The organism is Streptomyces sp. NPDC043952 (assembly GCF_056435325.1).
On sequence record NZ_JBWKES010000028.1, the window covers coordinates 39219 to 62931 of the forward strand.

The following is a 23713-nucleotide window of genomic DNA, read 5'->3' on the forward strand; positions in this document are numbered from 1 at the left end:
CCGGACGGTACGACGGCACACGGCCGGCGGCGGCCGAGGCGGTGGGAGGCGGCAGTGGCGGACGGGATGGCGCGGGCCCTGTGGGAGCGCTACGAACCGGTGCACGACCTGGTGTACTTCGCGCCGCAGGCGCACGACGCGGCGCGGACGCTCGGCCTGCGCGGCTACTGGATGGGCTACTTCGCGCTGCGCGCCGCCCCGCTCGGCGCGGTCTCCCCCGCCGTCGTGACGAGCTGCTTCTACGTCTTCCACCCCGCCCGCGTCGCCAGGGCACTGCCGGACGCCTGGGGGTACGCGGCTCCCGAGCGGGTCCTCGCGGCCCGCGAGGACGCCATGGACGCGGCGATGACCGCGCTGTACGGACCGGAGGTCACCGGCTCGGCCGACTTCACCGAGGCCGCCGACCTCGCCTGGGAGGCCGCGGCTGCCGCGGACACCGCGGGCCGGGTGCTGGCCGCCGCCAATCAGGCGCTGGAGCGCCCGCGGCGGGCCACGGCCCGGCTGTGGCAGGCGCTGACCACCCTGCGCGAGCACCGGGGCGACGGGCATGTCGCGGTGCTGGTGGGCCAGGGGCTCGGGCCGGTCGAGGCGATGGTGCTCAAGGCGGCGGCCGGCGAGTCGGACGCCGGGTTCCTGCGCGAGACCCGCCAGTGGGAGCAGAGCGACTGGACGGCGGCCGGTGACCGGCTGACGGAGCGCGGGCTGCTCGCCGAGGACGGCTCGCTCACCCCGGCCGGGGCGGCGGCGCGCGCGGAGGTGGAGGCGCTGACCGACGCGGCGGCCGAGAGCCCCTGGCGTGCCCTCGGCCCGGAGCGCACCGCCCGCCTCGCCGCCCTGCTGGATCCGCTGGCCCGCGCGGTGCGGGACTCGGATCTGCTGCCGCCCGGCAATCCGGTGGGCCTGCCCGCGCGGACGACCCCGGCCGGCGGCTGACGGTACGGCGGGCGCCTCGTGTGGCCCCTTCGCGCACTCCCGCCGCCCGCGCGGTGCCGGCCCGCGCGCGAGGCCCCGCCGAACGGCTGAAAAGCGTCGTAGTAACGGTCGAAGTAGCCTCTCCTGACCTGGTGTTGTGCGCCGTACTCTGAAGCCGTGGTCACGCGAGACGAGGATCCTGGGCAGGCGGCGTCCCGGCTCACCGGGGGGCCGGCCGGTCCGGCGCGGGGGGCGGCCGGCTCGCCCGCCGAGGTACTGCTGGACGACGGCACACCGGTGATGGTCAAGCGCGGCGACGCCCCCGGTGCGGTGCGCGCCGAGGTGGCGGGGCTGCGCTGGCTGGCCGCGGCGGGCGCCGTACGGGTGCCGGCGGTGCTCGGGCACGACGAGCACTGGCTGGTCACCGAGCGGGTGGCGACCGGACACCCCGACGCGAAGGCGGCGTTCCGTTTCGGTCAGGCCCTGGCCGCCCTGCACGCGTCCGGCGCGCCCCGGTTCGGTTCGGCGCCGCCCGGCGGGCCGCAGGAGGCGTACATCGGCCTGGCGCCCATGCGCAACGCCGAGGGCGCCGAGTGGTCCGGCTGGTACGCCGAGCACCGGGTGCTGCCGTATGTGCGCGGGGCGGTGGAGCGCGGGGTGCTGCGGCCGGGCGAGGCGGCGGTGTTCGAGCGGGTCTGCGCGCGGCTGCCGGAACTGGCGGGGCCCGGGGAGCCGCCCGCGCGGCTGCACGGCGACCTGTGGAGCGGCAATGTGCTCTGGGGCGCGGACGGTGAGGTGCGGCTCATCGACCCGGCCGCGCACGGCGGGCACCGGGAGACCGATCTGGCGATGCTTCAGCTGTTCGGCTGCCCCCATCTCGAACGCGTCCTCGCGGGGTACGAGGAGTCGGCGCCGCTCGCCGACGGCTGGCGCGGGCGCGTCGGCGTGCATCAGCTCTTTCCGCTGCTCGTGCACGCGGTGCTGTTCGGACGCGGCTACGCGGAGCAGGCACTGTCCGTGGCGCGCGGGGCACTCGCTGTGTGAGCGCGGCGCCCGGCGGCGCGGTGGAACGCCCCCGTCCGCGCCATGGTCACGCAGCGTAAGGAAACCAATCACCCGTTCGAATCGTATAAGGACGTGAAAGCCGAACCAGGGAGAGACCATGCAACCGTTCACGCTCAACTACGCGCGCCCGGCTGTGCAGTTGGAAGTAACCGTTCCGTACGCGTACGACTCCGGACTGCAGTTGAACGTCCTCCCGGACGGGCGGATCGCCGCGACGGACCACGCGACCCTGCGCGCGCTGGGCACCACGACCTCGACCGCCGGTTCCAAGACGCACTTCGACGACTGAGCCACGGATCCGCAGACGATGACCGTGCTCATCCTGACCAGTGATGAAGACGTGACGGCGGACATGGTGGTCCTCCGCCTCCGCGAGGCCCAAGTGCCCGTCGTCCGGCTCGACCCCGCCGATCTGACCGACGGGGTCGCGCTGTCGGGCGAGTACGCACACGGCGCCTGCCACGGGCAACTGTCCGTCGGCGGGCGCCTGGTGGACCTGGACGGGCTGCGCTCCGTCTGGGTGCGCAGGCCCGGCGCGGCGGCCGCGCGCGCCGCCCAGCCGTCCGCCTGGCTGACCGAGGAGTCCGCGCAGGCGCTGTACGGCATGCTCCGCTGCACCGACGCACGCTGGATGAACCACCCGGACGCGGCCCGCCGCGCCCGGTACAAGCCCTGGCAGCTGCGGCACGCCCAGCGCAGCGGCCTCACCGTGCCGGCCACGCTGATCACCACGTTCCCGCAGGCGGCGCGGGAGTTCGCGGGACGCCACCCGGACCTGGTGGTCAAGCCGGTCTCCGGAGCACATCCGCAGGAGCCGCCGCGGGCGGTGCCGACCAGCAGGGTCGCGCCGGACGCGGACTTCACGGCGGTCGCCTACGGGCCGACGCTGCTCCAGCAACGCGTGCCGAAGCAGGCCGACATCCGGCTCACCGCCGTCGGCGGCACCCTGCTGGCGGCCCGCAAACCCGTCGATCCGGACGCCCATCCCGACGACGTGGACGTCCGGTTCGCCCCGTCCGTGTCACCGTGGCTGCCCGTCGCGGTGCCCGCCTGGGCCGCCGAGGGGGTCCTGCGCTATCTCCGGGGCGCCGGACTGGCGTACGGTGCCTTCGACTTCGCGGAGGACGCGGACGGCGTCTGGTGGTTCCTGGAGTGCAATCAGTCCGGTCAGTTCGGTTTCGTGGAGATGGACACCGGGCAGCCGATCGCCGCCACCATCGCGCAGTGGCTCGCGGGGGACGGGCTTTCGGAGGACGGCTGTGCCGATGCCGCTCCGGGCGCGGCCCGTTGAGGACGCGGGGACCGGTTCGACGAGAGGAACGTCATATGCGCATCGGACTGCTGGGTACGGGCCCCTGGGCGCGGGCGGTGTACGCCCCCGCTCTCGCCGGGCACCCCGGCGTGGAGTTCGCCGGGGTGTGGGGCCGCCGCCCCGAGGCGGCCGCCGCGCTCGCGCAGCGGTACGACGGCAGGCCGTACGCCGACGTGGACGCGCTGCTGGCCGACGTGGACGCGGTCGCCATCGCCCTGCCGCCGTCCGTGCAGGCACCGCTGGCGGTGCGGGCGGCGCGGGCCGGGCGGCAGCTGCTCCTGGACAAGCCGCTCGCGCTGTCGGTCGCGGACGCGCGTGCCGTGGCCGAGGCGGCGGAGCGGGCCCAGGTGGCGTCGGTGGTGTTCTTCACCACGCGCTTCCAGAAGGAACCGCAGGGCTGGATCGAGGAACAGGCCGCGGTGACGGGCTGGTTCACGGCGCGGGCGCAGTGGCTGGGGGCGGTGTTCACCACCGACAGCCCCTTCGCGGCCTCTCCGTGGCGCCAGGAGAAGGGCGCGCTGTGGGACGTGGGCCCGCACGCGCTGTCCGTGCTGCTGCCGATCCTCGGCGATGTCACCCGTGTGGTGGCGGCGGGCCATGGTCCGGGGGACACCGTGCACCTGGTCCTCGACCACGCGGCCGGAGCCTCCAGCACCGTCACCCTCAGCTTGACGGCACCGCCGGAGGCCGCCGGGGTCGAGTTCGAGCTCCGCGGCGAGTCCGGCGTCACCGCCATGCCGGCCGCCACCGGGGACAACGCCCTCGACCGGGCCATCGATGCCCTGCTGGCCTGCGTCGAGACCGGCCGCCCCCACCCCTGCGACGCGGCCTTCGGCCTCCGGGTGACGGAGATCCTGGCGACGGCGGAGGCCCGCCTGGCGGCCGACGCGGAATGACGACGCGGGACGACCCTGGGCGCCCGGCTGCTCACCAAGGGGCTTCCACCCGGCATCGGCCCTGCGGGCATTCGCCCTGGTGGAAGTCCCTTGGCCTGGTCGCCCCCCCCTTACGCCACCCCGTCCGGCCCGTGCGAGCCGGAGTCCTCTTCCCCGGCGCTCCCTTCCCGTCGGGCCGTTCGCGGTGCCGGGACCGGTTCCGCCGCGTTCCTCGACGCCGCCGCGAAGATCCAGCGGTTGGCGGCCAGGGCGTCGTTCGGTTCCGGCAGCGGGCCGCGGCCGTGGCGGCGGGTGAAGTCGTAGGGGGTGCGGGTCGTCGCCGTCCAGCCCAGCGAGGCGAGTTCGGCGGCCGAGTCGGGGCGGGGCTCGGCGTCGAAGAGGGCGAGCAGGTCGATGCCGAGGCGCCGGCGGGTCTCGGTGTAGACGGGGCTGGCCCGCACCTGCGGGGACTCCACGAGGTCCTTGATCTCGTACGCGAGGGTGCTGTCCGCCGCGCTGAGCCGGTCGACCGTGGCGACGAGACGCCGTTCGGCCGCCGCCGGCAGATAGAGCAGCAGCCCCTCGGCCAGCCACGCCGTGGGCTCGGCGGGGTCGAAGCCCGCGGACAGCAGGACGTCGGCCCAGTCCTCGCGCAGGTCGGCCGCGAGCGGACGGCGCTCGGCCACGGGGGCGGCCCCCAGCCGGTCGAGGACCGTCTGCTTGAAGGCCAGCACCTCCGCCGTGTCCACCTCGTACACCGCACACCCCGGCGGCCAGTCCAGCCGGTACGCCCGGCAGTCCAGGCCCGCGCCGAGGAGCACCACCTGACGCACGCCCAAGTGGGCCGAGCGCAGCAGATGGTCGTCCAGGACGCGGGTGCGCAGGGCGAAGTACCGGCCGAGTCTGCCCCACAGCGGGTCGGCGTCGCCCTCGGGCACCTGTCCCGGACGCACCGGCCAGCCCGAGGAGGCCGGCGCCGCGCGCACGAAGTGCTCGGCGAACGGGTCGCGGGCCAGCGCGTCGGGGCGATGCGTCTCGATCGCACGGGCCGCGGCCACCAGCAGGGCGGTGCGGCCCACGCCCCGCGCGACCCCGGCGGTCAGGCCCCCGGCCGTATGCACGGCACCTCCCCGGTCCCGAGCGTCGGCGCGGTCCAGGCCGCCGGGTCGGAGGCGGTGGTGGTCCGGGCGCCGTAGACGACGCGCATGAACCTCAGGACGTCGTCGTAGGGCAGATGCAGGGCCGCGGTGCAGTCCGTCAGGACGGTCACATGGAAACCTTTCTGGAACGCCGTGCGGGCGGTGGTGTCCACGCATACGTCGGCGTACACCCCGGCGAAGACCAGGTGGCCGATGCCGCGCGCGCCGAGGTGGTCCTCGAAGCCCTCGCCGAGGAAGGCGTCGAAGCGGGCGCGTTTGGTGAAGACGCGCTCGCCCGGCGCCGGGGCGACCCGGTGGAACTCGGCGCCCCAGGAGCCCTCCAGGCACTTCGGCCGCTTGCCGAGAGCCTGGTCCCGCGAGCGCCAGGCGGCGCCCTGGTGCTCGGGGTCGCCGGTGAACCGTACGAAGATCACCTCGATGTCGCGCGCGCGGGCCGCGGCCACCGCCCGGACGGTGCCGGAGACGGCCGCGTCCAGGACGGCGGGGTCGCCGCCGAAGCGGGCGAGGGCGGACGGCCCGGTGCAGAAGTCGTTCTGCACGTCCACCACGACCAGGGCCGTCCGCTCCCCCGGCACCCCGGTCACGATTCGCCGGCCGGGGCGGTCGCGGGTGAGCCGCCGGGCGCGTCCAGGGCGTCGAGCAGGGCGTCGGCCACGGCGGTGGTGGAGTGCCGCCCGCCGAGGTCGGGCGTGGATACGCCCCGCTCCTCCAGGATCCGCAGCGCCTTCTCCACGGCCTCCACCGCCCCGGCGCGTCCGGCATGTCGCTCGGCGACGCGCGCGGCCGCGCGGATGGTCGCCACCGGGTTGACGAGGCCCCGCCCGGCGATGTCGTCGGCGGAGCCGTGCACCGTCTGGTACTCGGTGAGTCCCGCCAGCGCGGGATCGAGGAAGACGTTCTCGGTGCAGCGGTTCTCCTGCCGCTCGGAGCCGAACCGGTCGAGCAGCATGACGTGCATGATGTCGGCCCATTCGTTCCCGGCGATCAGCAGCGTCCGGTCGGGCAGGCCGTGGGTGATGAGGTTGCGGTTGACCGTGTCCGGCTGGAACAGGCCGATCTCCACGCCTAGTTCCTCCGCCAGCTCGCTCACCCAGTCGTCCAGCGCGCCGTCCAGGAGATGGAACTTGTACGCCATGACGATGCGGCCGATCCGCCCGTCCGGCCACTCCTGCCGGGCCCGGCGCAGGGCGTAGCGGACCACGCTCGCGGTGATGTCCCGGCCGAAGGTCATGGTGCGGGTGAGCTCGCCGGGCGCGTGCCGGTTCTCGCCGGTGTAGAACCCCTGGGCCTGGTCCCGCACCAGCAGCAGGGAGCGGCCGTCGGCGCCGAGGAGGTCCACCTTGACGGCGCGCAGCCGTTGGCGGACGAGGTAGAGGGACTGGGCGTTGACGGCGGTCCGGAAGACCGCCGTGGTGCCCCGCGCGGCGCGGGTGCGGCAGAACCGCTCGTAGTGGTCCGCGTCCGCGGCGGTCAGCTCGCGGACGCGGTCGAGGCCGGGTTCGGCGCGCAGCGAGTGGTAGGAGTGGTAGAGCCGTGGGGAGCGCTCGATCGTCACCGTGCCCGGATGCCCGGCGGTCAGCGCGCCGAGCACCCGCTCGAAGACGTCCGCGAGTTCGGGTCCGGTGCCCCGGCCCACGGCCAGTCCGATGACGGGCGCGTTCGGGTCGTGGGTCACTGGTCGGTGCCCGTGGTGAGGTGGTCGCCGGGGATGCCGGACTTCTCCGGGCGGTAGTAGTCGCGGATGCCGTCGGCCCAGGTGACCACGGGGACGCGGTCGCCGTGGACGGGCTCGAAGGCGTCGAACAGGGCCTCGATGTTGGGCCGTTGGAAGCCGATGGCGGTCATCAGGGCGACGAAGTGGGGGCGTTCGACATAGCCGTCGCCGTCCGGGTCGCCCAGCGCGGCGAGAGCCTCGGCGAACTCGTTGACGGTGACGTCGAAACGCTGGGGGTCGAGCACGATGGCGTTGAACTCGGCGGGGCTGACCTGCCCGTCACCGTCGGCGTCCAGCTCGGTGCGCAGGGTGTCCCAGTAGCTCTGGAAGGCCTTGAGCATCCGATGCTTCGCGCCGTCCCCGGCCTCGGGCACGGCCTCGACGACGCGCCTGCCCATCAGCTCGAAGTCGCCGGGGTCCAGTACGCCGTTGCCGTTCGCGTCGAACAGCGAGAAGACGAGTTCGACACGGTTGTTCGCCTCGGTGGTGGCCATGGTGTTTTCCCCTCCGGTCGTGCGGTGCACACATACGCCGCCGGCCCCTTGGCCCGGCGGCGGCTCCACTATCGGCTCGCCACCCGCGTCCGGTGAGGAAAAGAGGGCCAACTGCCCCCGAACGAAGGAAATTTCGCGTCGGAGGCATGAACCCGCCGATCTTGGAAAACGCCGCGCACCGGACTGCCGTCACTCCTCGCCCCACCGGAACCACGCCCGGTTACGTACACGCGGTCGGCTCCCTCCCCGTCCTCCTCGCCCGTCAGGACGAGCTGCCGGGCGAACAACCCGCGTACGGCGGCGAAGCCGGAGGCGGGGGCGAACGCGCCGTGCAGCCACGGGAAGTCGGCTTCACGGTCAGCATGTCACCCGGCACTGACAACGCCGTCGGCCCAGAAGTTCACCCGCTCCCGTACGACCGGGTACCCGGTCGTGGCGAAGTGCGCGGCCATCGGGACGTTGGACCGGTCGGTGGCGGCGGCGATGAAGCCGGCGCCCTCGGCGGCCAGGAAGTGGGTGCACTCGGCGAGGAGGTCGTAGGCGTAGCCGTGGCCGCGGTGTTCGGGGACCACGCCGCTGAATCCGACGCACGGGCCCGAGGGGTTGCGGGCGGGGATGTGGAGGCCGACCGGGTCGCCGGCGCGGGTGCGGGCGAGCCGCCACCAGGAGCGCGGCGAGGGCATCCGGTGGAAGACGTCCAGGTCCTCCCGGGCGGCCTGCTCGACCCCGCCCCGCGCGATGGCCCGGCGGGCGTGCGCGTCCAGGGTGGCACAGTGGACGCGGCGCAGCATGCGGAGGAAGACGGCGTCGTCCGGTTCCGGGGTGAAGACCAGGCGGCCGGGGCGCTCGGGCAGGCCGTGGTCCGGGGTCCAGCGGTAGACGAAGCGCTCCACCAGCGGCGTGTATCCGGCCAGGCGCGCGGCCGCGGCGCGGGTCTCGGCGGCGGCCCGCAGCCGCGGGTCGGCGCGCCGGCCGCCGGGCAGGTCCAGTTCGAGTTCGTCCGGACGCCAGGGCGCGGTCCGCAGGAGTTCGGCGCCGGCCGCCTCCTCGCCCTCGGCGACGTCCAGCCAGTTGATCAGTATCGGCTCGGTGTCCTCGGCGCGCCCCCACCAGGCGGCGCGGGCCACGGTGCGGCCGTCGCGCAGGGCGATGCGCTGCCACTCGGGGCGGAAGGCGGCCAGCCGGTGCCTCTCGGCGAGGGCCGGCGGGTCGGGCATGGTGGGGAACAGGTGCGCACTGTGCTCGTCGAGCGTGCGCATGACCAGCTCGGTCACGGAGTCCTCCGGGATACGTGCCGCGAACGACCTCGCGGCGGGACGCGCTCCCGGTCAGGCCTGGCACACCCGGACGGCGGGGAGGGGGGAGCGCATGATGATCGCGGCCATGACACTCGCCTCCTTCGTCCGTCTGGCGTCCGTCTCGGATGTGCGCCGGGACGCTATCCGGGCCGCCCGTCCGGCGTCCAGCGGATTTCCGTACCGCCCCCGGTGGGAGCCGTCGGCGTGCGGGGGGCGACCGACGGGCCCTCCTCCCGGCGGCGGCGTAGCGTGGGCATGTGCGATCGGTGCTCGAATGGTCGTCGCGTGGGAGCCAGGAGGATCGCGGCTGGTTGCGGGGTGCTCCGCCGCCGTGGTGGATCCGGCTGCTGCCGGTGCTGCTGCTGGTCGGGGTGACCGTCGCCGCGACCGTCACCCCGCATGCCGGCGACCTCGGTTTCCTGCTGGGCGCGATCCCGCCGCTCGCCGTCCTGTCGTACGGCCCGCTGGTCACCGCCCTGCTCGGGGCCCTGGTGGTCGTGGTCCTGAACGTGCCGGTGACCCATCTGAACCGGCCCGGCAACACCGACCTGCTCACCATCGTCTTCGTCGCCCTGCTCAGCGTGTTCGTGTCGTTCGTGCGCAGCCGCCGCGACGCGCAGCTGAGGGTGGAGCGCACCATCGGCGAGGCCGTGCAGCGGGCGGTGATGCCGCCGCTGCCCGAGCGGGTGGGGCCGGTCGGCTGCGCGGGCTTCTACCGGGCCGCGGAGAACGGCACGCTGGTGGGCGGGGACTTCTTCGACGTACGCGAAGGACCGTACGGCGTACGGGCGGTGATGGGCGATGTGCGCGGGCACGGGCTGGCGGCGGTCGCGACCGTGGTCTCCCTGCTGGGCGCGTTCCGGGAGGCGGTTCTGGACCAGCAGGACCTGGAGTCGGTGGCGTCCCGGATGGACCGCCGGCTCGCGGTGGACGCGGCGGGCATGCCGGACGGGGAGCTGTTCGCGACCGCGGTGCTGGTGGAGTTCCCGGCCGGTGCGCGCACGATGCGGGTGGTGGCCTGCGGTCATCCGGCGCCGGTGCTGCTGCGCGAGGGCGACGCGCGGGAGATCACCGTGACACCGGGCACCCCGCTGGGGATCGGCCTCATCGGGGCGGATCCGCCGAAGGAGGTCACGGTGTCGCTGGAGCCGGGCGACCGGCTGCTGCTGGCCTCCGACGGCGTCTGGGAGGCGCGGGACCGCTCGGGGGTCTTCTACCCGCTGCCGGACCGGCTGGCCGCCCTCGCGCACACCCGTGACGGCGAGCTGCCCACCGCCGTGTGGGCCGATCTCGCACGGCTGCGCTACGAGGTCCGCGACGACGCGACGATGCTGGTCCTGTCACCGGCCCCGGACGACCCGCCCGCCTGACCCGTCCGCCTCGCCGCAGCCCGTCAGCCCACGTCCCAGAGGAACCGGTGCGTGTGGATGCCGAAGTACGGGAAGGACCGGATCTCCCGGACGCCCTCGATCGGGCGGACCACGTCGTTGACGAAGTCCAGCAGCGCCTTCGGGCCGGACGCGACCACCTCGGCGAAGAGGTCGAAGCCGCCGGAGGTGAGCACCGCGTACACGACCTCGGGCCGCTCGGCGAGCGCGTCGGCGACCACGCGCGGGTCGCCGTCCACGCCGATGCCGAGCAGCGCCATGGCCTGGCCGCCCATCGCCATCGGGTCGGTGACGCCGACCACTTGGACGGCGCGGGAGTCCAGCAGCCGCTGGAGCCGCTGCCGGGCCGCCGAGGCGGACAGGCCCACCCTGGGCCCGAGGTCGGCGTAGGCGATACGGCCGTCGGTCTGGAGCTCGCGCAGGATGGCCCGGTCGATGTCGTCCATGGCGGTCATCATGCCCCTCGTCTCATCCCGCCAGTTCGGCGAGGGCGGCCGCGAACACCTCGGTGTGCCGGTCGACGTCCTGCTCGGTGGTGTCGGGGCACATCAGCGCCATGTTGTGGAACGGCGTGAGCAGGATGCCCCGGTTGGCGAGGTACAGGTGCAGGAAGTCCTCCAGCTCGGCGTCGGCGGCCGCCGCCGACTCGGTGCCGGTGCGCGGGGCGGGCGCGGTGAAGCGGTACTCGGCACGTGCTCCGAGCCGGCTCACCGACCAGGGCAGGGCGTGCGCCTCGATACCGGCGCGCACGCCCGCCTCGAAGCGTTCGCACAGCTTGCCCATCCGGGCGAACGCCTCGTCGGTGAGGACGTGTTCGAGGGTGGCGCGGGTGGCCGCGACCGACAGGGCGTTGCCGGCGAGGGTGCCGCCGACGCCGCCCATGTCGACGAGGTCGAGATCGTCGCGGGCCAGCAGCCGGTCGGCCAGTTCGGCGGAGAGGCCGTAGGCGCCGGCCGGGATGCCGCCGCCGATCGCCTTGCCGATGGTGAGCATGTCCGGTTCGAGGTCCCAGGCGCCGGTGCAGCCGCCGGGGCCGGCGGAGAAGGTGTGGGTCTCGTCGTTGATCAGCAGCGTGCCGTACCGCCTGGTCAGCTCGCGGACGCCGGCGAGGTAGCCGGGCTCGGGCAGCACGATGCCGATGTTGGTGAGGGCGGGCTCCATGAGGAGGGCGGCCACGTCGCCGTGGGCGAGTTCGCGCTCCAGTGCGTCGAGGTCGTTGAACTCGGCGACCCTGCTGGTGCGGGTCACCTCGCAGGGCGCGCCGACGTTGCCGGGGCGTGCGGTGCCCTCGCCGCCGGGGCCGGTGACGATCAGCGACTCGTCCACGCTGCCGTGGTAGCAGTAGCTGTGGAACAGGATCTTCGGCCGGCCGGTGAGGGCGCGGGCGAGCCGGATCGCCCAGCGGTTGGCGTCGGTCGCGGTGAGCGAGAAGCTCCAGCGGGCCAGGCCGAAGCGCCGGGTCAGCTCGGCGCCGACCCACTCGGCGTCCTCGGTGGGCAGCATGGCGGTGGCCCCGCCGAGTTCCGCGAAGCGCCGCTGGACCGCCTCGGTGACCGCCGCGGGCGAGTGGCCCGCCATCGCGCCGGTGTCGCCGAGGCAGAAGTCGATGTACTCGTGCCCGTCCACATCGCTCACCCGCGCCCCGCGTGCCCCGGCCAGATACCGGGGGAACGCGCCGGCCGTCTTGTTCATCCAGGTCATCGGCACCCGGCCGAAGAGATGGCCGGCCCCGGCGTACGCGGCGCGCGAGCGCGGGTTGCGGCGCTCGGCCTCGGCGCTCTCGCGGGCCAGAAGGGTGCGCAGCCGGGTGCGGTCCATGGAAAACCTCGCTGGAATCGGGCGACGGAACGACGTGAGGCTACGACGGGAAGCGTTCCCTTCTCAAGAGTTCGCACGTGAATCGATTGCCGGAACACACGAATCGTGCGCCGAGACGACCCGCCACCCTCGAAAAGGTGACGCATCCGCCTCGCCCGGCTGACGAACCGGTACGCGGAGTTCGAACGCGACGACACAAACGCCAGGCCGCGCCACCCCTTCCGCCGCATAGAAATATCTACGAGCATGCATATGCCGGGTTGCTGTGCGGACGCACCGAGTGCCCGAGAACGCGGAGCAGTGCATGACGAACACGATGTGGATGCGGGGCGTGGAATGGCTGGCGGCATCGGCGGCCGATCCGCGCGCGTGCAAGTGGGAGTGGGACCACGGGGAGGGGATCGCACTGCTGGAGGCGGGGCGCTTCTGGGATGTGCTCAGCGTCCCCGAGCGGCTGGGGCTGCTCACCCTCGACCTGCTGTGGCAGCCCGCGCTGCCGGTGCCGGGCCCGACCCTGGTGGACCTCGCGGCCGGCCGGGTCGGCTTCTTCCTGCCGCCCGACCCGGACGGCGGCTGGGTCGGCGCGGGCCTGCGCTACGCGACCAGGGGCTCCTGGGTCGCCGTACCGCCGCCCTACCGGCCCGCCCGCTCCCTGGAGTGGCTGGTGCCGCCCGACGGCACCGGCACCCTGCACTCCCCCGGCACCCTGGAGGACGCGCTGCGGCAGGCCAACGGCACCCTGACGGTCCTCACGACACCACCGCGCGAGCAGCGGGAGCCGTAACGGACGCACGCGCGGGAAAACAGGCGCGGGGCCCCGACCGGCCCCCCGTCCCGGTCGTGCCCCGCTGACAGTGAACTTACGTGCGAGGCGCGGTCCGTACCAGCGCACCGGTGCCCGGCGCCCCGCGCGGAGCACTCACCGGTGCACAGTCACGTCCGCTTGGTCCCGGTTCGCCGGGCCGAGGGCGGGGACGGGAAGCTCACCGGTGACGAGGTGGGCGAGGACGACCTCGTACAGATCGGTGCCCCCGGCGAGCAGCCGGCGTTCCAGGACGGGCTCGGCGGCCCGCACATGCTCCCGTACGGTCTGGGCGTGCACCCCCCGCGCCGCCGCGGCGGGCCCGGCGTTGGCGTCGGCGGCCAGCCAGGCGCGCAGGGTGCCGCGCAGATCCCGGCCGTCGGCGTCGAGGCGCCCGAGCAGGCCCCGCGCCCAGGAGCGCAGCGCGTCACCGCCGAGCAGCTCCGCGAACCCGGCGGGCGGGGCCGGGGCGTTGCCGTCGGCGTCGTACGGGCCGTGCGCCGCCTCGGTGTTGAGCGCGATGTGCGCCACCGCGCGTACGGCCAGGGCGGAGAAGTCGGCGCCGAGCAGCGCGGCCACCCGGTCCATGCGGGCGCGCACCGTGTTGCGGCTGACGCCGAGCACCTTGGCCGTGCTCACCGCGGTGAACTCCAGGCCGAGCCGGGTGGTCGCGAGCAGTTCGGCGCGCACGTGGTACGGCAGCGTGTCCAGCGGGCGCAGCACGGCGGCCGACCAGGCGTGCAGCGCGGCCGGGTCCATCAGGCGGGCGGGGCGGGTGCGTTCGGCGTAGACGGCGGTCCGCTCCGGGCTGAAGCGGGCCACCGCGAGGGCGGTGACGGCCTGTCCGTAGGCGGTGGCGGTCAGGGCGAGGCGCTGGCGGGGGCTGCCGCCCAGGTAGATGCCGGGCCGGACCGCGACCAGGGAGCGCAGCCGGTCCTCCACCTCGGGGGCCGCGCCGAGGACGATGACGTGTTCGTCCATCGCGGGGCAGCGCACCACGAGGGCGCCGCCGCTGGTGGCCGCGCCGCATTCGTCGGCCAGCCGGTCGCGTTCGGCGGCGCTGCCCTCGACGACGTACACGCGGGCGGTGTCGCGCTCCAGCAGTCCGGGCCACAGTCCCGCGGCGACCCGGCGTGCGGAGACGGTGTCCTCGACCATCAGCAGTTGCAGGATGGCGAGCCGCAGATCGGCGGTGGCCCGCCGCAGCCGGTGCCCGGCCTGCGCCAACTCGCGCTCGCGCAGCAGGAGTTCGAGGACGCCCGCGGTGTGTCCGAGGATCTCGGTGGTGTGCCGGTCGAAGGGCTTTGGGCGGGCCACGGCCAGGACGGCGGAGGCCGCCGGGCCGGGTCCGGGATGCCGTATCCCGACCAGGCGGACATGCCGGGCGCCGTCCTCCAGCCCGGCGGCGGAGACCCGGCCCGCGGCCACGTCGGCGACGACGGCGGGGTCCAGCGCCGGCCGCTGCCCGGTCCCGGCGAGGAGGGCGCCGCGCGCGTCCAGGAGGTGCACGGCGGACCCGGTGCTGCGGGCGAGCCAGGCGACCAGCCGGTCCAGGTCGCGGGCCGCGGGACGCAGCTGGTCGAGCAGCTCGCGCGCCCAGGCGCCGCCGGTTCCGTACGACGGCCGGGACAGCGGCTGCTCGTCCGCTCGGCGTGCCACGTGTCCCCCTCCTGTCGTCCGGATCGTCCGCCGGTTCGGCCGGTGTGCGCAGCGGGACGTTACCCGACCGTTCACCCGGTCGCCCCATCCGGGCGGACCTGGCTCCGCCGGCGGCCCGGGGGGGGTGGGGCCGCCGACGGAGGCAACGCCTCCGGGGCGGGGGGAAAGCTCCGGATGGCTCAGGACTCGGGTGCCCGCGGATCGGGGGGATACACCAGGGAATTTTCCGGGGGCCGCGGGGGGCGTTTCCGGGGGGCGCGTGCCCCGTCCGGGGCGCGTGCGCGACCGGCGGCGCCCCTGCCGCCCGCACCGCCCGCGGGTACGGCATAAGCTCGGTGAATGGCGAAGTACTTCGACGTGCACCCCGAGAACCCGCAGGCCCGCAGCATCGCGCAGATCGCGGACGCGGTCAGGTCGGGGGCGCTGATCGCATACCCGACCGACTCCTGCTACGCGCTCGGCTGCCGGCTGGGCAGCCAGGACGGCGTGGACCGCATCCGGGCCATCCGCCGGCTCGACGACCGCCACCACTTCACGCTGATGTGCCGGGACTTCGCGCAGCTCGGCCAGTTCGTACGGGTGGACAACGATGTGTTCCGGGCCGTGAAGGCGTCCACGCCCGGCAGCTACACCTTCATCCTCCCGGCCACCCGCGAGGTCCCGCGCAAGCTGATGCACCCGAAGAAGAAGACCGTGGGCGTGCGCATCCCGGACCATGTGGTCACCCAGGCGCTGCTGGCCGAGCTGGGCGAGCCGCTGCTGTCCAGCACGCTGCTGCTGCCGGACGAGGAGGAGCCGATGACCCAGGGCTGGGAGATCAAGGACCGCCTCGACCACGTGGTGGACGCGGTGGTCGACTCCGGGGACTGCGGCACCGAGCCGACCACGGTGATCGACTTCTCCGGCGGCGAGGCCGAGATCGTCCGGCGCGGCGCGGGCGACACCGCACGGTTCGAGTGACGGCGGGGGCGGTACGGCGGACCGCCCGCGAAGCTCCGGATCTTGCGTGGCAGCATGAGAGCCGCCCACCGCGCCCCGCGCGTTCGTCCGGGACACCGGCGTAGCCGCGGCGCGAGGGCCATCCGCCGCCCGCCATTCCTTCCCCAGGAGGCCCGTCACCATGACCGACGTACAGGGAGCATCCGTCGACATCCCGACCGAGGACGGCACCGCCGACGCCTACCTCGCCCATCCCGCGGACGGCGAGCCGCATCCGGGCGTCCTGCTGTACCAGGACGCCTACGGTCTGCGCCCCCAGCTGCGCTCGATGGCCGACCGGCTGGCGTCGGCCGGGTACACCGTCCTGGTGCCGAACGTGTTCTACCGGCACGGCACCACCCCGCTCGGCGAGCTGCCGGAGTTCATCGGCCCGGAGGCCGGGCCGTCCCTCTGGCAGCGCATCCGCCCGGTGATGAGCTCCCTCACCCCCGAGCAGACCCGGCGGGACGCGGACGCCTATCTGGGCTTCCTCGCGGACAACCCGTTCGTCACCGACGGCCCCATCGCGCTGACCGGCTACTGCATGGGCGCCCGGCTCGCCCTGCGCACGGCCGCCACGCACCCCGACCGGGTCGCCGCGGCGGCCGGGTTCCACGGCGGCAAGCTGGTCACGGACGCCCCGGACAGCCCGCACCGCGGCGCCGGAAACGTCACCGCGGAGCTGTACTTCGGCTTCGCCGACCAGGACGCCTCCATGCCGGCCGAGCAGATCCGGGAGCTGGAGCGGACGCTGGACGCGGCCGGTGTGCGCCACACCTGCGAGGTGTATCCGGGCGCACAGCACGGCTACACGCAGGCCGACACCCCGGCGTACGACCGGGAGGCCGACGAGCGCCACTGGGCGGCCCTGCTGGCCCTGCTCGACCGCGCCTTCTGAGCCTCGGCGCCTTCTGAACCCTCCGCGCCTTCCGGACCGTCCGTCACCGCCCCCCCTTCCGGACCGTCCGTCACCGCCCCCATCCGGACCATCCGTCACCGGCCCATGGCGCCCGCCCCGCAGTGGGCGCCGGGCGGCAGGGCTCCCCCTACGGGGAACGGGAACTCACGCCCAACTCGTTGACAGGGACACGACTTCGGCACCAGGCTGAGAGCGCTCTCAGAGAGGTACGGACCAGGAACCGGGGGTCCGTACGACCCCGACCCCACACGGAGGTGGAGAGTGCCGCACATCCGAACCCGCAGCGCGCTGCCGATCGTCGCCGCCACCGCCCTCGTCGGCGGAGCGCTCGCCCTCGGCGTCCCCCAACACGCCACGGCGGCCGTGCCCGACACCATCGCGCTGACCGTCACCAACAACTCGGGCCGCGCCCAGCCCGTCTACCTCTACGACCTCGGCACCCAGCTGTCCTCCGGGCAGCAGGGCTGGGCGGACGCGAACGGTGTCTTCCACGCCTGGCCGGCCGGCGGCAATCCGCCGACTCCCGCGCCGGACGCGGCGATTCCGGGACCGGCCGCCGGGCAGTCGACCACGATCCGCATCCCGAAGTTCTCCGGCCGGATCTACTTCTCCTACGGGCAGAAGCTCGTCTTCAAGCTCACCACCGGCGGTCTGGTGCAGCCGGCCGTGCAGAACCCGTCCGACCCCAACCACGACATCCTCTTCAACTGGTCCGAGTACACGCTCAACGACTCCGGGCTGTGGCTCAACAGCACGCAGGTGGACATGTTCTCGGCGCCGTACTCCGTCGGGGTGCGCCGCGCCGACGGGAGCGTCAGCACCACCGGGCAGCTGAAGCAAGGAGGCTGGTCGGGGTTCTTCAGCGCGCTGCGCGCCCAGCCCGGCGGCTGGTCCGGGCTGGTCCAGACCGGCTCCGACGGCTCGGTGCTGCGCGCGCTGTCACCGCTGTACGGCGTGGAGACCGGCGCGCTGCCCGCGAGCGCGATGGACGACTACGTGAACCGGGTCTGGCAGAAGTACACGTCCTCGACGCTGACCGTCACGCCGTTCGCCGATCAGCCGGACAAGAAGTTCTACGGCCGGGTCTCGGGGAACGTCATGAACTTCACCGACACCTCCGGCGCGGTCGTCACCAGCTTCCAGAAGCCGGACGCGGACAGCGTGTTCGGCTGCCACAAGCTGCTGGACGCGCCCAACGACGCCGTGCGCGGCCCCATCTCCCGTACCCTGTGCGCCGGCTTCAACCGCTCGACGCTGCTGGTGAGTTCGCAGGCGCCGGACAACACGCCGGGTGACTTCTACCAGGACGCGGTGACCAACCAGTACGCGAAGGCGGTGCACGCGGAGATGGCCGACGGCAAGGCGTACGCGTTCGCCTTCGACGACGTCGGCAACCAGGAGTCGCTGGTCGACGACGGCGACCCGCAGCAGGCGTATCTCACGCTGGGTCCGCTGGACTGACCGCGTGCGAGGGTCCCGCTCCCCGGCCGGGGAGCGGGACCCTCGTGTTCAGGTGGTGCGGGTGATCAGCTGGTGGTCAGGGACGTGTCGTCCACGACGAAGCTGGTCTGGAGCGAGGAGTCCTCCACGCCGTTGAACTTCAGGGTGACCGTCTGGCCCGCCAGCGAGGACAGGTCGAAGGTCTTCAGCACGTAGCCCGAGGCCTTGTTCAGGTTCGAGTACGAGGCCAGGGTGGTCGAACCGGCGGTGACCGTCAGCTTGTCGTACGCGGTGCTGCTGGTGGTCTCGGCGGAGTCGATGTGCAGGTAGAAGGACAGGGTCGCCTTGCAGCCCGCGGGGATCGTCACCGACTGGGACAGGGAGTCGGTGTGCGAGGTGCCGTAGCCGTCCAGCCACGCCTTGTACGAACCGCCGTGGGCCGCCTGACCGCTGTCGTTGGTGATGACGCCGCTGGAGGCGGTCCAGCCGGTGTTGCCCGACTCGAAGCCGGGGTTCGCCAGGAGCTGCGTCGAGGAGCAGCCGCCGCCACCGCCGCTGGTGCTCACGGTCCAGGAGAAGGTCGCGGTGCCGGTCGCGCCGGTGGAGTCCTTCACCGTGACGGTGGTGCTGTAGGTCCCGGCCGCGGACGGCGTACCGGAGATCACGCCGGTGGAGCTGTTGATCGACAGGCCGGTCGGCAGGCCGGAGGCGCTGTAGGTCAGCGCGCCGCCGTTGGTGCTGCTCGCCTGGACCTGGAGGCTGACCGCCGTGCCCACGGTGGAGGACTGGCTGCCCGGATTGGTGACCGTCACGCCGTTGCCCGGCGGGGTGATGTGGCTGCCGACGTTGATGCCCGCGAAGGCGTTGCCGACGCCCGCGTACTGCGCGGAGTTGGTGCCGTAGAGCGCGGCGGCCGCGTTGAGCGCCGCGGTGCGGGCACCGGCGTAGTTGGTGCTGGACGTCATGTACGACGTCAGCGCCTTGTACCAGATCTGGAGGGCGGCGTCCCGGCCGATGCCGGCGACGGCGACGCCGTCCGAGGTGGGGCTGTTGTAGGTCACACCGTTGATGACCTTGGTGCCGCTGCCCTCGGAGAGCAGGTAGAACATGTGGTTCGCCGGGCCCGAGGAGTAGTGCACGTCGAGGTTGCCGACGCCCGAGTACCAGCTGTCCGCCGAACCGCCGTCCTTGCTCGGCTTGTCCATGTAGCGCAGCGGGGTGCCGTCGCCGTTGATGTCGATCTTCTCGCCGATGAGGTAGTCACCGGGGTCCGAGCTGTTGTTCGCGTAGAACTCCACGCCCGTGCCGAAGATATCGCTGGTCGCCTCGTTCAGACCGCCGGACTCGCCGCTGTACTCCAGGCCCGCGGTGTTGGAGGTGACGCCGTGGCTCATCTCGTGGCCGGCGACGTCCAGCGCGGTCAGCGGGTCGTTGTTCCCGGAGCCGTCGCCGTAGGTCATGCAGAAGCAGCTGTCGTCCCAGAACGCGTTCACGTACGAATTGCCGTAGTGGACGCGGGAGTAGGCGCCGACCCCGTCGTTCTTGATGCCGCTGCGCCCGAACGTGTTCTTGTAGAAGTCCCAGGTCTCCTGCGCGCCGTAGGCGGCGTCCGCGCCGGCCGTGGCGGCGTTGGAGTTGGTGCCGTCGCCCCAGGTGTCGCTGGTCTGCGAGAACAGGGTGCCGGTGCCGGAGGAGCCGTGGTTCAGGTTGTACGTCTTGTGCCCGCCGCGGGTGCCGTCGGTCAGGGTGTACGACGAGCCCGACTGGGTCGTGGTCAGCGAGACCTGGCCGCTGTAGCGGGTGTTGCCGACGCCGGTGTCGATGCCCTGGTACCGGTACAGCTCCTTGCCGGTGGTGGCGTCGGTGATGACGTGCAGCCGGCTCGGCGTGCCGTCGTCCTGGAAGCCGCCGATCACGGTCTCCCAGGCGAGCTTCGGGGTGCCGCTGCCGGCCCAGATCACCTTGCGGGCGCTGTCCGCGGTGGGCTTCGCGGCGTCCAGGGCCTTGGCGGCCTTCAGCGCCTTGCTCTCGGCGGCGGCCTTGGTGTAGGTCGCCGTGGTCGAGGCGACCTGGATCTTGTGCTTGTTGTTGTACGTGGTGCTCACGGTGCCGGCCGCCAGCGAGGCGGGCGGGGTGTGCACGATGAGGTCGCCGCCGAGGACGGGCAGGCCGTCGTAGGTGCGCTCGTAGCGGGTGTGCAGCGTGCCGTCGGCGTCCTTGGTGACGTCCTTGACGACCAGCTTCTCCTTGGCGCCGAGGCCGAGGGTGCGGGCGGTGTCGGCCGTCTTGTCGCGGGCGCTCTGGATCAGGGCCTTGTGCTGGGCCGGGCTGAGCCTGGCCTCCAGGGCGCCGGTGCGCAGGGGGCTGAGGTGGTGCGCGACGGGCGCGGCGGTCGCCGGGACGGTCTGCATGCCGACGGCGAAGAGGGCCGCGGTGGAGAGCAGGGCGGCTCCTACCGTGGCCCTCTTGGCGAGACGTCCCTGGGGAAGGCGTCCGTGAGAAAGGGATCTGTGGGGTCTCACTCTTACTCCTCCTGCGGAGGCCGCCGGGTCGCGGCCTGTGAGGACCGGACAGCCGGGTCTGCTGTCCGGTGGGCGGTGCTGTGCGGGACCGTGATCCGTGGTGCGTTCGTGGGGGATCAGCGTGCGCTGGGAGAATGACAGTCTTGAACCGTCCATGTCACCAGCCGGGGGGCCAATCGAGGGTTTTCCCTATGAAGTCGCTGTGTGCTCCCCCCGTGGCCAATTCACGTTCAGGAAACACCTGTTGGGGCGCCTGTGACTCAAGGGCCCGACCTGGGAAGATCGAACAGCCGGCGCGATCGAACGGCCGGACAACCCTTCACGCCACAGCCCGCGTTCACTCGACAGCCCACGGGAGGGCTCATGACACACGGCACCGAACCGACGCACCGGCTGGTGCCCACCGAGGGCGGCCGGATCCATCTCGTGGAGCAGGGCAGCGGGCCGCTGGTGCTGCTCGTGCACGGCTTCCCGGAGTCCTGGTACTCCTGGCGCCATCAGCTGCCCGCCCTCGCCGCGGCCGGTTACCGGGCGGTGGCCATCGACGTGCGCGGTTACGGCCGTTCCTCCAAGCCCGCCGCCACCGACGCGTACCGGCTGACCGAACTGGTGGCGGACAACGTCGCGGTGGTGCGCGCGCTCGGCGAGGAGACCGCGGTGGTCGTCGGCCACGACTGGGGCTCCCCCATCGCCTCGACCTCCGGCCTGCTCGCACCCGAGGTGTTCCGGGCGGTGGGCATGCTCAGCGTGCCGTACACCCCGCGCGGCGGGCCCCGGCCCACCGAACTCTTCGGCCGCATGGGCGGGGAGGACGAGTTCTACATCTCCTACTTCCAGGAGCCGGGCCGCGCCGAGGCCGAGATCGAACCCGATGTGCGCGGCTGGCTCGCGCGCTTCTACCGGGCCCTGTCCGCCGGGACCATGCCCGGACCCGGCGACCCCGCCCCGTACTTCGTCAGCCCCGGCGGCACCCTGCTCGACCGGTGTCCCGCCGGACCGCCGCCCGGCTGGCTCGGCGACAGCGAACTCGACTTCTACGCGGGCGAGTTCGAGCGGACCGGGCTGACCGGGGCGCTCAACCGCTACCGGAACATGGACCGCGACTGGGCGGACCTCGCCGCGTACGACGGCGTCCCCCTCACCCAGCCGTCCCTGTTCCTCGGCGGCGCCCTGGACGTCACGATGACCTGGCTGTCCAAGGCCGTCGAGGCGTTCCCCGTCACCCTGCCGGGCCTGCTCTCCTCGCGGTTGCTCGACGACTGCGGCCACTGGATCCAGCAGGAGCGCCCCGAGGAGACCAACCGGCTGCTCATCGACTGGCTGGCCAAGCTCCCCGGCTGAGACCCGGAGGAATCCGCGGCCGCGGGAACAGCGGGGCGGGACGGTTCGTTGTGCGGGGGTCCGTCCGCATCGACCCTCTTGGGAGAAGTGTGTCCGAGACCACGCCAACCACCGCTTCCCTACCGTTACTTCCCGGTCTGCGCGCGCAGGCCGAGCGGCTGATCGAGAGCGGGGTGGCGGACCTCGCCGGGTTGCCGCCCGCCGAGGTCCGCGACTTCGCCCTGCGCGCCGGGGCCCGGCCGGGCGGCGAGGGTGCCCTGCTCGCCGTCCACCCGGACCGGGCGCCCGCCTCCGCCCTCGCGCCCCTGTTGCGCCGCGGCGGCAAACCGGGCTTCGTCGTCGTCGACATGACCGACGTCGATCTGTTCGCGCCGATCGACGCCATCGCGCTGCCCGAGGCCCCGCTCTACCTCGTCACCGGCCTCGACCGCGGCGACGAGCTGGCCGATTGGAGCCCGGACGAGGCGCTGCCCGCCCTCACCGCGCGCTCCCGCACCCCGCTGCTGCTCACCGAGGGCATCCACTGGGTGCTCCAGCAGCCGGACGTCCTGGAGCGCAACCACTGCTTCATGACGATCGGCTCCCGGCTGCGCAAGCCGGGCGGCGCGCCGGACTCGCGCACCCCGGCGCTCTGGATCAGCAACGGCACCGGGCGGGACGGCCGGGAGCGCCGCGACGCGCCGAAGGTGGGCTGGTGCTGGGCGGGCAACCGGCACAGCTGGCTGGGCTTCGCCTCGGCCACGGCCCGCGAGCGGGTGGAGCGATCCGTCTCCGCCCAGGACGGGCCGATCGCCGTGGGCCGCTGACCCGAGCCCGGCCGCCCCCCGGTCGGAGGACGGCCGGGGGGCGGCCGGTGGGGCGCCGGAAACCGATCACACAGTTGTCACACTCGGCTGCCACACTCGGTGGGGAATCGATGTACGACCGCTGGAGGAGCCCGTGCCGCCCACCCCACGCCCCCTGCGCAAGCTGGGCTTCCTCACGATCGGCCTGTTCGACCCGGCGGACCCGGCGCGGGGACACGAGTCCACCCTGGAGATCATCGAACTGGGCGAGCGGCTCGGCTTCGACAGCGCCTGGGTCCGCCACCGGCACCTCCAGTACGGCATATCGTCCCCGGTCGCCGTCCTCGCCGCCGCCTCCCAGCGCACCCGCCGCATCGAACTGGGCACCGCGGTCATCCCGCTCGGCTGGGAGAACCCGCTGCGCCTGGCCGAGGACCTGGCGACCGTCGACCTGCTGTCCGGGGGCCGGCTCAATCCGGGGGTCAGCGTGGGCCCGCCGATGCACTACGACCAGGTCAAGGACGCCCTGTACCCGGACACCGGCGACATCGAGGACTTCGGCTACGAGCGGGTGCGGCGGCTCCTGGACCTGGTGCGCGGCAAGCCCGCCAGCGACTTCAGCGGGGTCGAGGGCTTCGAGGTGTTCAGCGATGTGGTGCAGCCGCACTCCCCCGGTCTCGGCGGCCGGCTGTGGTACGGCGGCGGCAGCCCCGGCTCCGCGCGCTGGGCGGGCGAGCACGGAATGAACTTCCTGACCAGCAGCGTCGTCAAGGCGGCGGGTCCGGGCGGCGAGCCGTACGACTTCGCGGGGATACAGCGGTCCCTCATCCGGGAGTTCCGGGCGCACCACCCCGAAGGGGAGGCGGCACGGGTCTCGCAGGGCCTGGTGGTGATACCCACCGACTCGGCGACTCCCGGACAGCGCGCCCGGTACGCCGAGTTCGCGGCCAGGAGACTGCCCCGCACCGCCGCCCCGCAGGGCCCGGCGCGGCTGCTGTTCGCGCCGGACCTGGTCGGCACCTCGGCGGAACTGGCCGAGCGGCTGCGGGCGGACCCGGCGTTCCGGGAGGTGGACGAGGTGGTCTTCGCGCTGCCGTTCACCTTCGCGCACGAGGACTATGTGCAGATCCTGACCGACATGGCGACGAAGCTCGGCCCCGCGCTCGGCTGGCGACCGTCCGCCTGACCGTCGTACCGGCCCACCAGCGGCCCGCCCGTGTACCGGTGATCG

Annotated in this window: 22 protein-coding genes; 13 read left to right on the forward strand and 9 right to left on the reverse strand. The window is 73.5% G+C overall.

Annotation, left to right across the window (positions count from 1 at the left end):
* Window positions 1-54: 54 nt before the first annotated feature.
* The 5 genes from AC069R_RS25940 (at window position 55) to AC069R_RS25960 (ending at window position 4185) form a co-directional block, all read left to right on the forward strand.
* A complete protein-coding gene (locus AC069R_RS25940; protein ID WP_478769218.1) occupies window positions 55-933 on the forward strand; it encodes an SCO6745 family protein in 879 nt (292 codons plus the stop codon).
* Window positions 934-1089: 156 nt separating this feature from the next.
* Entirely contained in the window at window positions 1090-1956 is an 867-nt protein-coding gene (locus AC069R_RS25945; protein WP_478769219.1) for a fructosamine kinase family protein, read from the forward strand.
* A gap of 118 nt (window positions 1957-2074) precedes the next feature.
* Complete coding sequence (tgmA, locus tag AC069R_RS25950; RefSeq protein WP_046416733.1) at window positions 2075-2266, forward strand: putative ATP-grasp-modified RiPP; 192 nt, start codon at window positions 2075-2077, stop codon at window positions 2264-2266.
* Between the two features lie 18 nt (window positions 2267-2284).
* Window positions 2285-3268: an ATP-grasp ribosomal peptide maturase gene (gene tgmB, locus AC069R_RS25955; protein ID WP_478769220.1), complete on the forward strand. Its 984-nt coding sequence runs from the start codon at window positions 2285-2287 to the stop codon at window positions 3266-3268.
* Window positions 3269-3303: 35 nt separating this feature from the next.
* Window positions 3304-4185, forward strand: coding sequence for a Gfo/Idh/MocA family protein (locus tag AC069R_RS25960; RefSeq protein ID WP_478769221.1), 882 nt, complete (start codon window positions 3304-3306; stop codon window positions 4183-4185).
* A gap of 110 nt (window positions 4186-4295) precedes the next feature.
* On the opposite strand, the gene AC069R_RS25965 is transcribed toward AC069R_RS25960, so the two are convergent.
* The 5 genes from AC069R_RS25965 to AC069R_RS25985 form a co-directional block, all read right to left on the reverse strand.
* On the reverse strand, window positions 4296-5285 hold the full coding sequence (locus tag AC069R_RS25965) for a class I SAM-dependent methyltransferase (protein ID WP_478769222.1): 990 nt from the start codon (window positions 5283-5285) through the stop codon (window positions 4296-4298).
* Entirely contained in the window at window positions 5264-5908 is a 645-nt protein-coding gene (locus AC069R_RS25970) for a cysteine hydrolase family protein (protein WP_478769223.1), read from the reverse strand. The genes AC069R_RS25965 and AC069R_RS25970 overlap by 22 nt, the downstream gene beginning before the upstream one ends.
* Window positions 5905-6999 (reverse strand): isocitrate/isopropylmalate family dehydrogenase, encoded by a 1095-nt coding sequence (locus AC069R_RS25975; RefSeq protein WP_478769224.1) that lies wholly within the window; start codon window positions 6997-6999, stop codon window positions 5905-5907. The genes AC069R_RS25970 and AC069R_RS25975 overlap by 4 nt, the downstream gene beginning before the upstream one ends.
* Window positions 6996-7532 (reverse strand): EF-hand domain-containing protein, encoded by a 537-nt coding sequence (locus tag AC069R_RS25980; protein ID WP_397987807.1) that lies wholly within the window; start codon window positions 7530-7532, stop codon window positions 6996-6998. Before AC069R_RS25980 ends, AC069R_RS25975 begins: the two co-directional genes overlap by 4 nt.
* Before the next feature lie 365 nt (window positions 7533-7897).
* Window positions 7898-8806, reverse strand: a complete 909-nt coding sequence (locus tag AC069R_RS25985) for a GNAT family N-acetyltransferase (protein ID WP_478769225.1) — start codon at window positions 8804-8806, stop codon at window positions 7898-7900.
* A gap of 335 nt (window positions 8807-9141) precedes the next feature.
* Between AC069R_RS25985 and AC069R_RS25990 the strand changes: the two genes are divergently transcribed.
* The gene (locus tag AC069R_RS25990; protein WP_478769226.1) at window positions 9142-10200 is read left to right on the forward strand and encodes a PP2C family protein-serine/threonine phosphatase; all 1059 of its coding nucleotides are present in this window, start codon (window positions 9142-9144) and stop codon (window positions 10198-10200) included.
* 23 nt (window positions 10201-10223) lie between these two features.
* On the opposite strand, the gene AC069R_RS25995 is transcribed toward AC069R_RS25990, so the two are convergent.
* The gene (locus AC069R_RS25995; RefSeq protein ID WP_478769227.1) at window positions 10224-10664 is read right to left on the reverse strand and encodes an Lrp/AsnC family transcriptional regulator; all 441 of its coding nucleotides are present in this window, start codon (window positions 10662-10664) and stop codon (window positions 10224-10226) included.
* A 22-nt stretch (window positions 10665-10686) separates the two neighbouring features.
* Window positions 10687-12036 carry a transaminase gene (locus AC069R_RS26000; RefSeq protein WP_478769228.1) on the reverse strand — a complete coding sequence of 450 codons (1350 nt, stop codon included), beginning with the start codon at window positions 12034-12036 and terminating at the stop codon, window positions 10687-10689.
* A 304-nt stretch (window positions 12037-12340) separates the two neighbouring features.
* On the opposite strand from AC069R_RS26000, the gene AC069R_RS26005 reads away from it, so the two are divergent.
* Entirely contained in the window at window positions 12341-12820 is a 480-nt protein-coding gene (locus AC069R_RS26005) for a hypothetical protein (RefSeq protein WP_478769229.1), read from the forward strand.
* Window positions 12821-12955: 135 nt separating this feature from the next.
* Here the strand turns inward: AC069R_RS26005 and AC069R_RS26010 are convergent, their stop codons facing one another.
* A complete protein-coding gene (locus AC069R_RS26010) occupies window positions 12956-14497 on the reverse strand; it encodes a helix-turn-helix domain-containing protein (RefSeq protein WP_478769230.1) in 1542 nt (513 codons plus the stop codon).
* Window positions 14498-14836: 339 nt separating this feature from the next.
* Between AC069R_RS26010 and AC069R_RS26015 the strand changes: the two genes are divergently transcribed.
* The 3 genes from AC069R_RS26015 to AC069R_RS26025 all read left to right on the forward strand — a co-directional run bounded on the left by AC069R_RS26015 (window position 14837) and on the right by AC069R_RS26025 (window position 17855).
* The gene (locus tag AC069R_RS26015; RefSeq protein ID WP_397987800.1) at window positions 14837-15457 is read left to right on the forward strand and encodes an L-threonylcarbamoyladenylate synthase; all 621 of its coding nucleotides are present in this window, start codon (window positions 14837-14839) and stop codon (window positions 15455-15457) included.
* Window positions 15458-15617: 160 nt separating this feature from the next.
* Complete coding sequence (locus AC069R_RS26020) at window positions 15618-16373, forward strand: dienelactone hydrolase family protein (RefSeq protein ID WP_478769231.1); 756 nt, start codon at window positions 15618-15620, stop codon at window positions 16371-16373.
* A gap of 282 nt (window positions 16374-16655) precedes the next feature.
* Window positions 16656-17855 carry a glycoside hydrolase family 64 protein gene (locus AC069R_RS26025; protein WP_478769232.1) on the forward strand — a complete coding sequence of 400 codons (1200 nt, stop codon included), beginning with the start codon at window positions 16656-16658 and terminating at the stop codon, window positions 17853-17855.
* Window positions 17856-17920: 65 nt separating this feature from the next.
* Here AC069R_RS26025 and AC069R_RS26030 read toward each other — a convergent pair whose 3' ends face one another.
* Window positions 17921-20245, reverse strand: coding sequence for a M4 family metallopeptidase (locus AC069R_RS26030; protein ID WP_478769256.1), 2325 nt, complete (start codon window positions 20243-20245; stop codon window positions 17921-17923).
* Window positions 20246-20719: 474 nt separating this feature from the next.
* Between AC069R_RS26030 and AC069R_RS26035 the strand changes: the two genes are divergently transcribed.
* The 3 genes from AC069R_RS26035 to AC069R_RS26045 all read left to right on the forward strand — a co-directional run bounded on the left by AC069R_RS26035 (window position 20720) and on the right by AC069R_RS26045 (window position 23668).
* Window positions 20720-21697, forward strand: a complete 978-nt coding sequence (locus AC069R_RS26035) for an alpha/beta fold hydrolase (RefSeq protein ID WP_478769233.1) — start codon at window positions 20720-20722, stop codon at window positions 21695-21697.
* A gap of 89 nt (window positions 21698-21786) precedes the next feature.
* Window positions 21787-22503, forward strand: a complete 717-nt coding sequence (locus AC069R_RS26040) for a DUF5701 family protein (protein WP_478769234.1) — start codon at window positions 21787-21789, stop codon at window positions 22501-22503.
* Between the two features lie 133 nt (window positions 22504-22636).
* Window positions 22637-23668, forward strand: coding sequence for an LLM class flavin-dependent oxidoreductase (locus tag AC069R_RS26045; RefSeq protein ID WP_478769235.1), 1032 nt, complete (start codon window positions 22637-22639; stop codon window positions 23666-23668).
* Window positions 23669-23713 lie beyond the last annotated feature (45 nt).

Bases quoted from the DNA above. Each gene is read 5' to 3' on its own strand.
- tgmA (WP_046416733.1), top strand. From the start codon at position 2,075: ATGCAACCGTTCACGCTCAACTACGCGCGCCCGGCTGTGCAGTTGGAA.
- tgmB (WP_478769220.1), top strand. From the start codon at position 2,285: ATGACCGTGCTCATCCTGACCAGTGATGAAGACGTGACGGCGGACATG.
- AC069R_RS25960 (WP_478769221.1), top strand. From the start codon at position 3,304: ATGCGCATCGGACTGCTGGGTACGGGCCCCTGGGCGCGGGCGGTGTAC.
- AC069R_RS25980 (WP_397987807.1), bottom strand. From the start codon at position 7,532: ATGGCCACCACCGAGGCGAACAACCGTGTCGAACTCGTCTTCTCGCTG.
- AC069R_RS25995 (WP_478769227.1), bottom strand. From the start codon at position 10,664: ATGGACGACATCGACCGGGCCATCCTGCGCGAGCTCCAGACCGACGGC.
- AC069R_RS26000 (WP_478769228.1), bottom strand. From the start codon at position 12,036: ATGGACCGCACCCGGCTGCGCACCCTTCTGGCCCGCGAGAGCGCCGAG.
- AC069R_RS26005 (WP_478769229.1), top strand. From the start codon at position 12,341: ATGACGAACACGATGTGGATGCGGGGCGTGGAATGGCTGGCGGCATCG.
- AC069R_RS26015 (WP_397987800.1), top strand. From the start codon at position 14,837: ATGGCGAAGTACTTCGACGTGCACCCCGAGAACCCGCAGGCCCGCAGC.
- AC069R_RS26020 (WP_478769231.1), top strand. From the start codon at position 15,618: ATGACCGACGTACAGGGAGCATCCGTCGACATCCCGACCGAGGACGGC.
- AC069R_RS26030 (WP_478769256.1), bottom strand. From the start codon at position 20,245: ATGCAGACCGTCCCGGCGACCGCCGCGCCCGTCGCGCACCACCTCAGC.
- AC069R_RS26035 (WP_478769233.1), top strand. From the start codon at position 20,720: ATGACACACGGCACCGAACCGACGCACCGGCTGGTGCCCACCGAGGGC.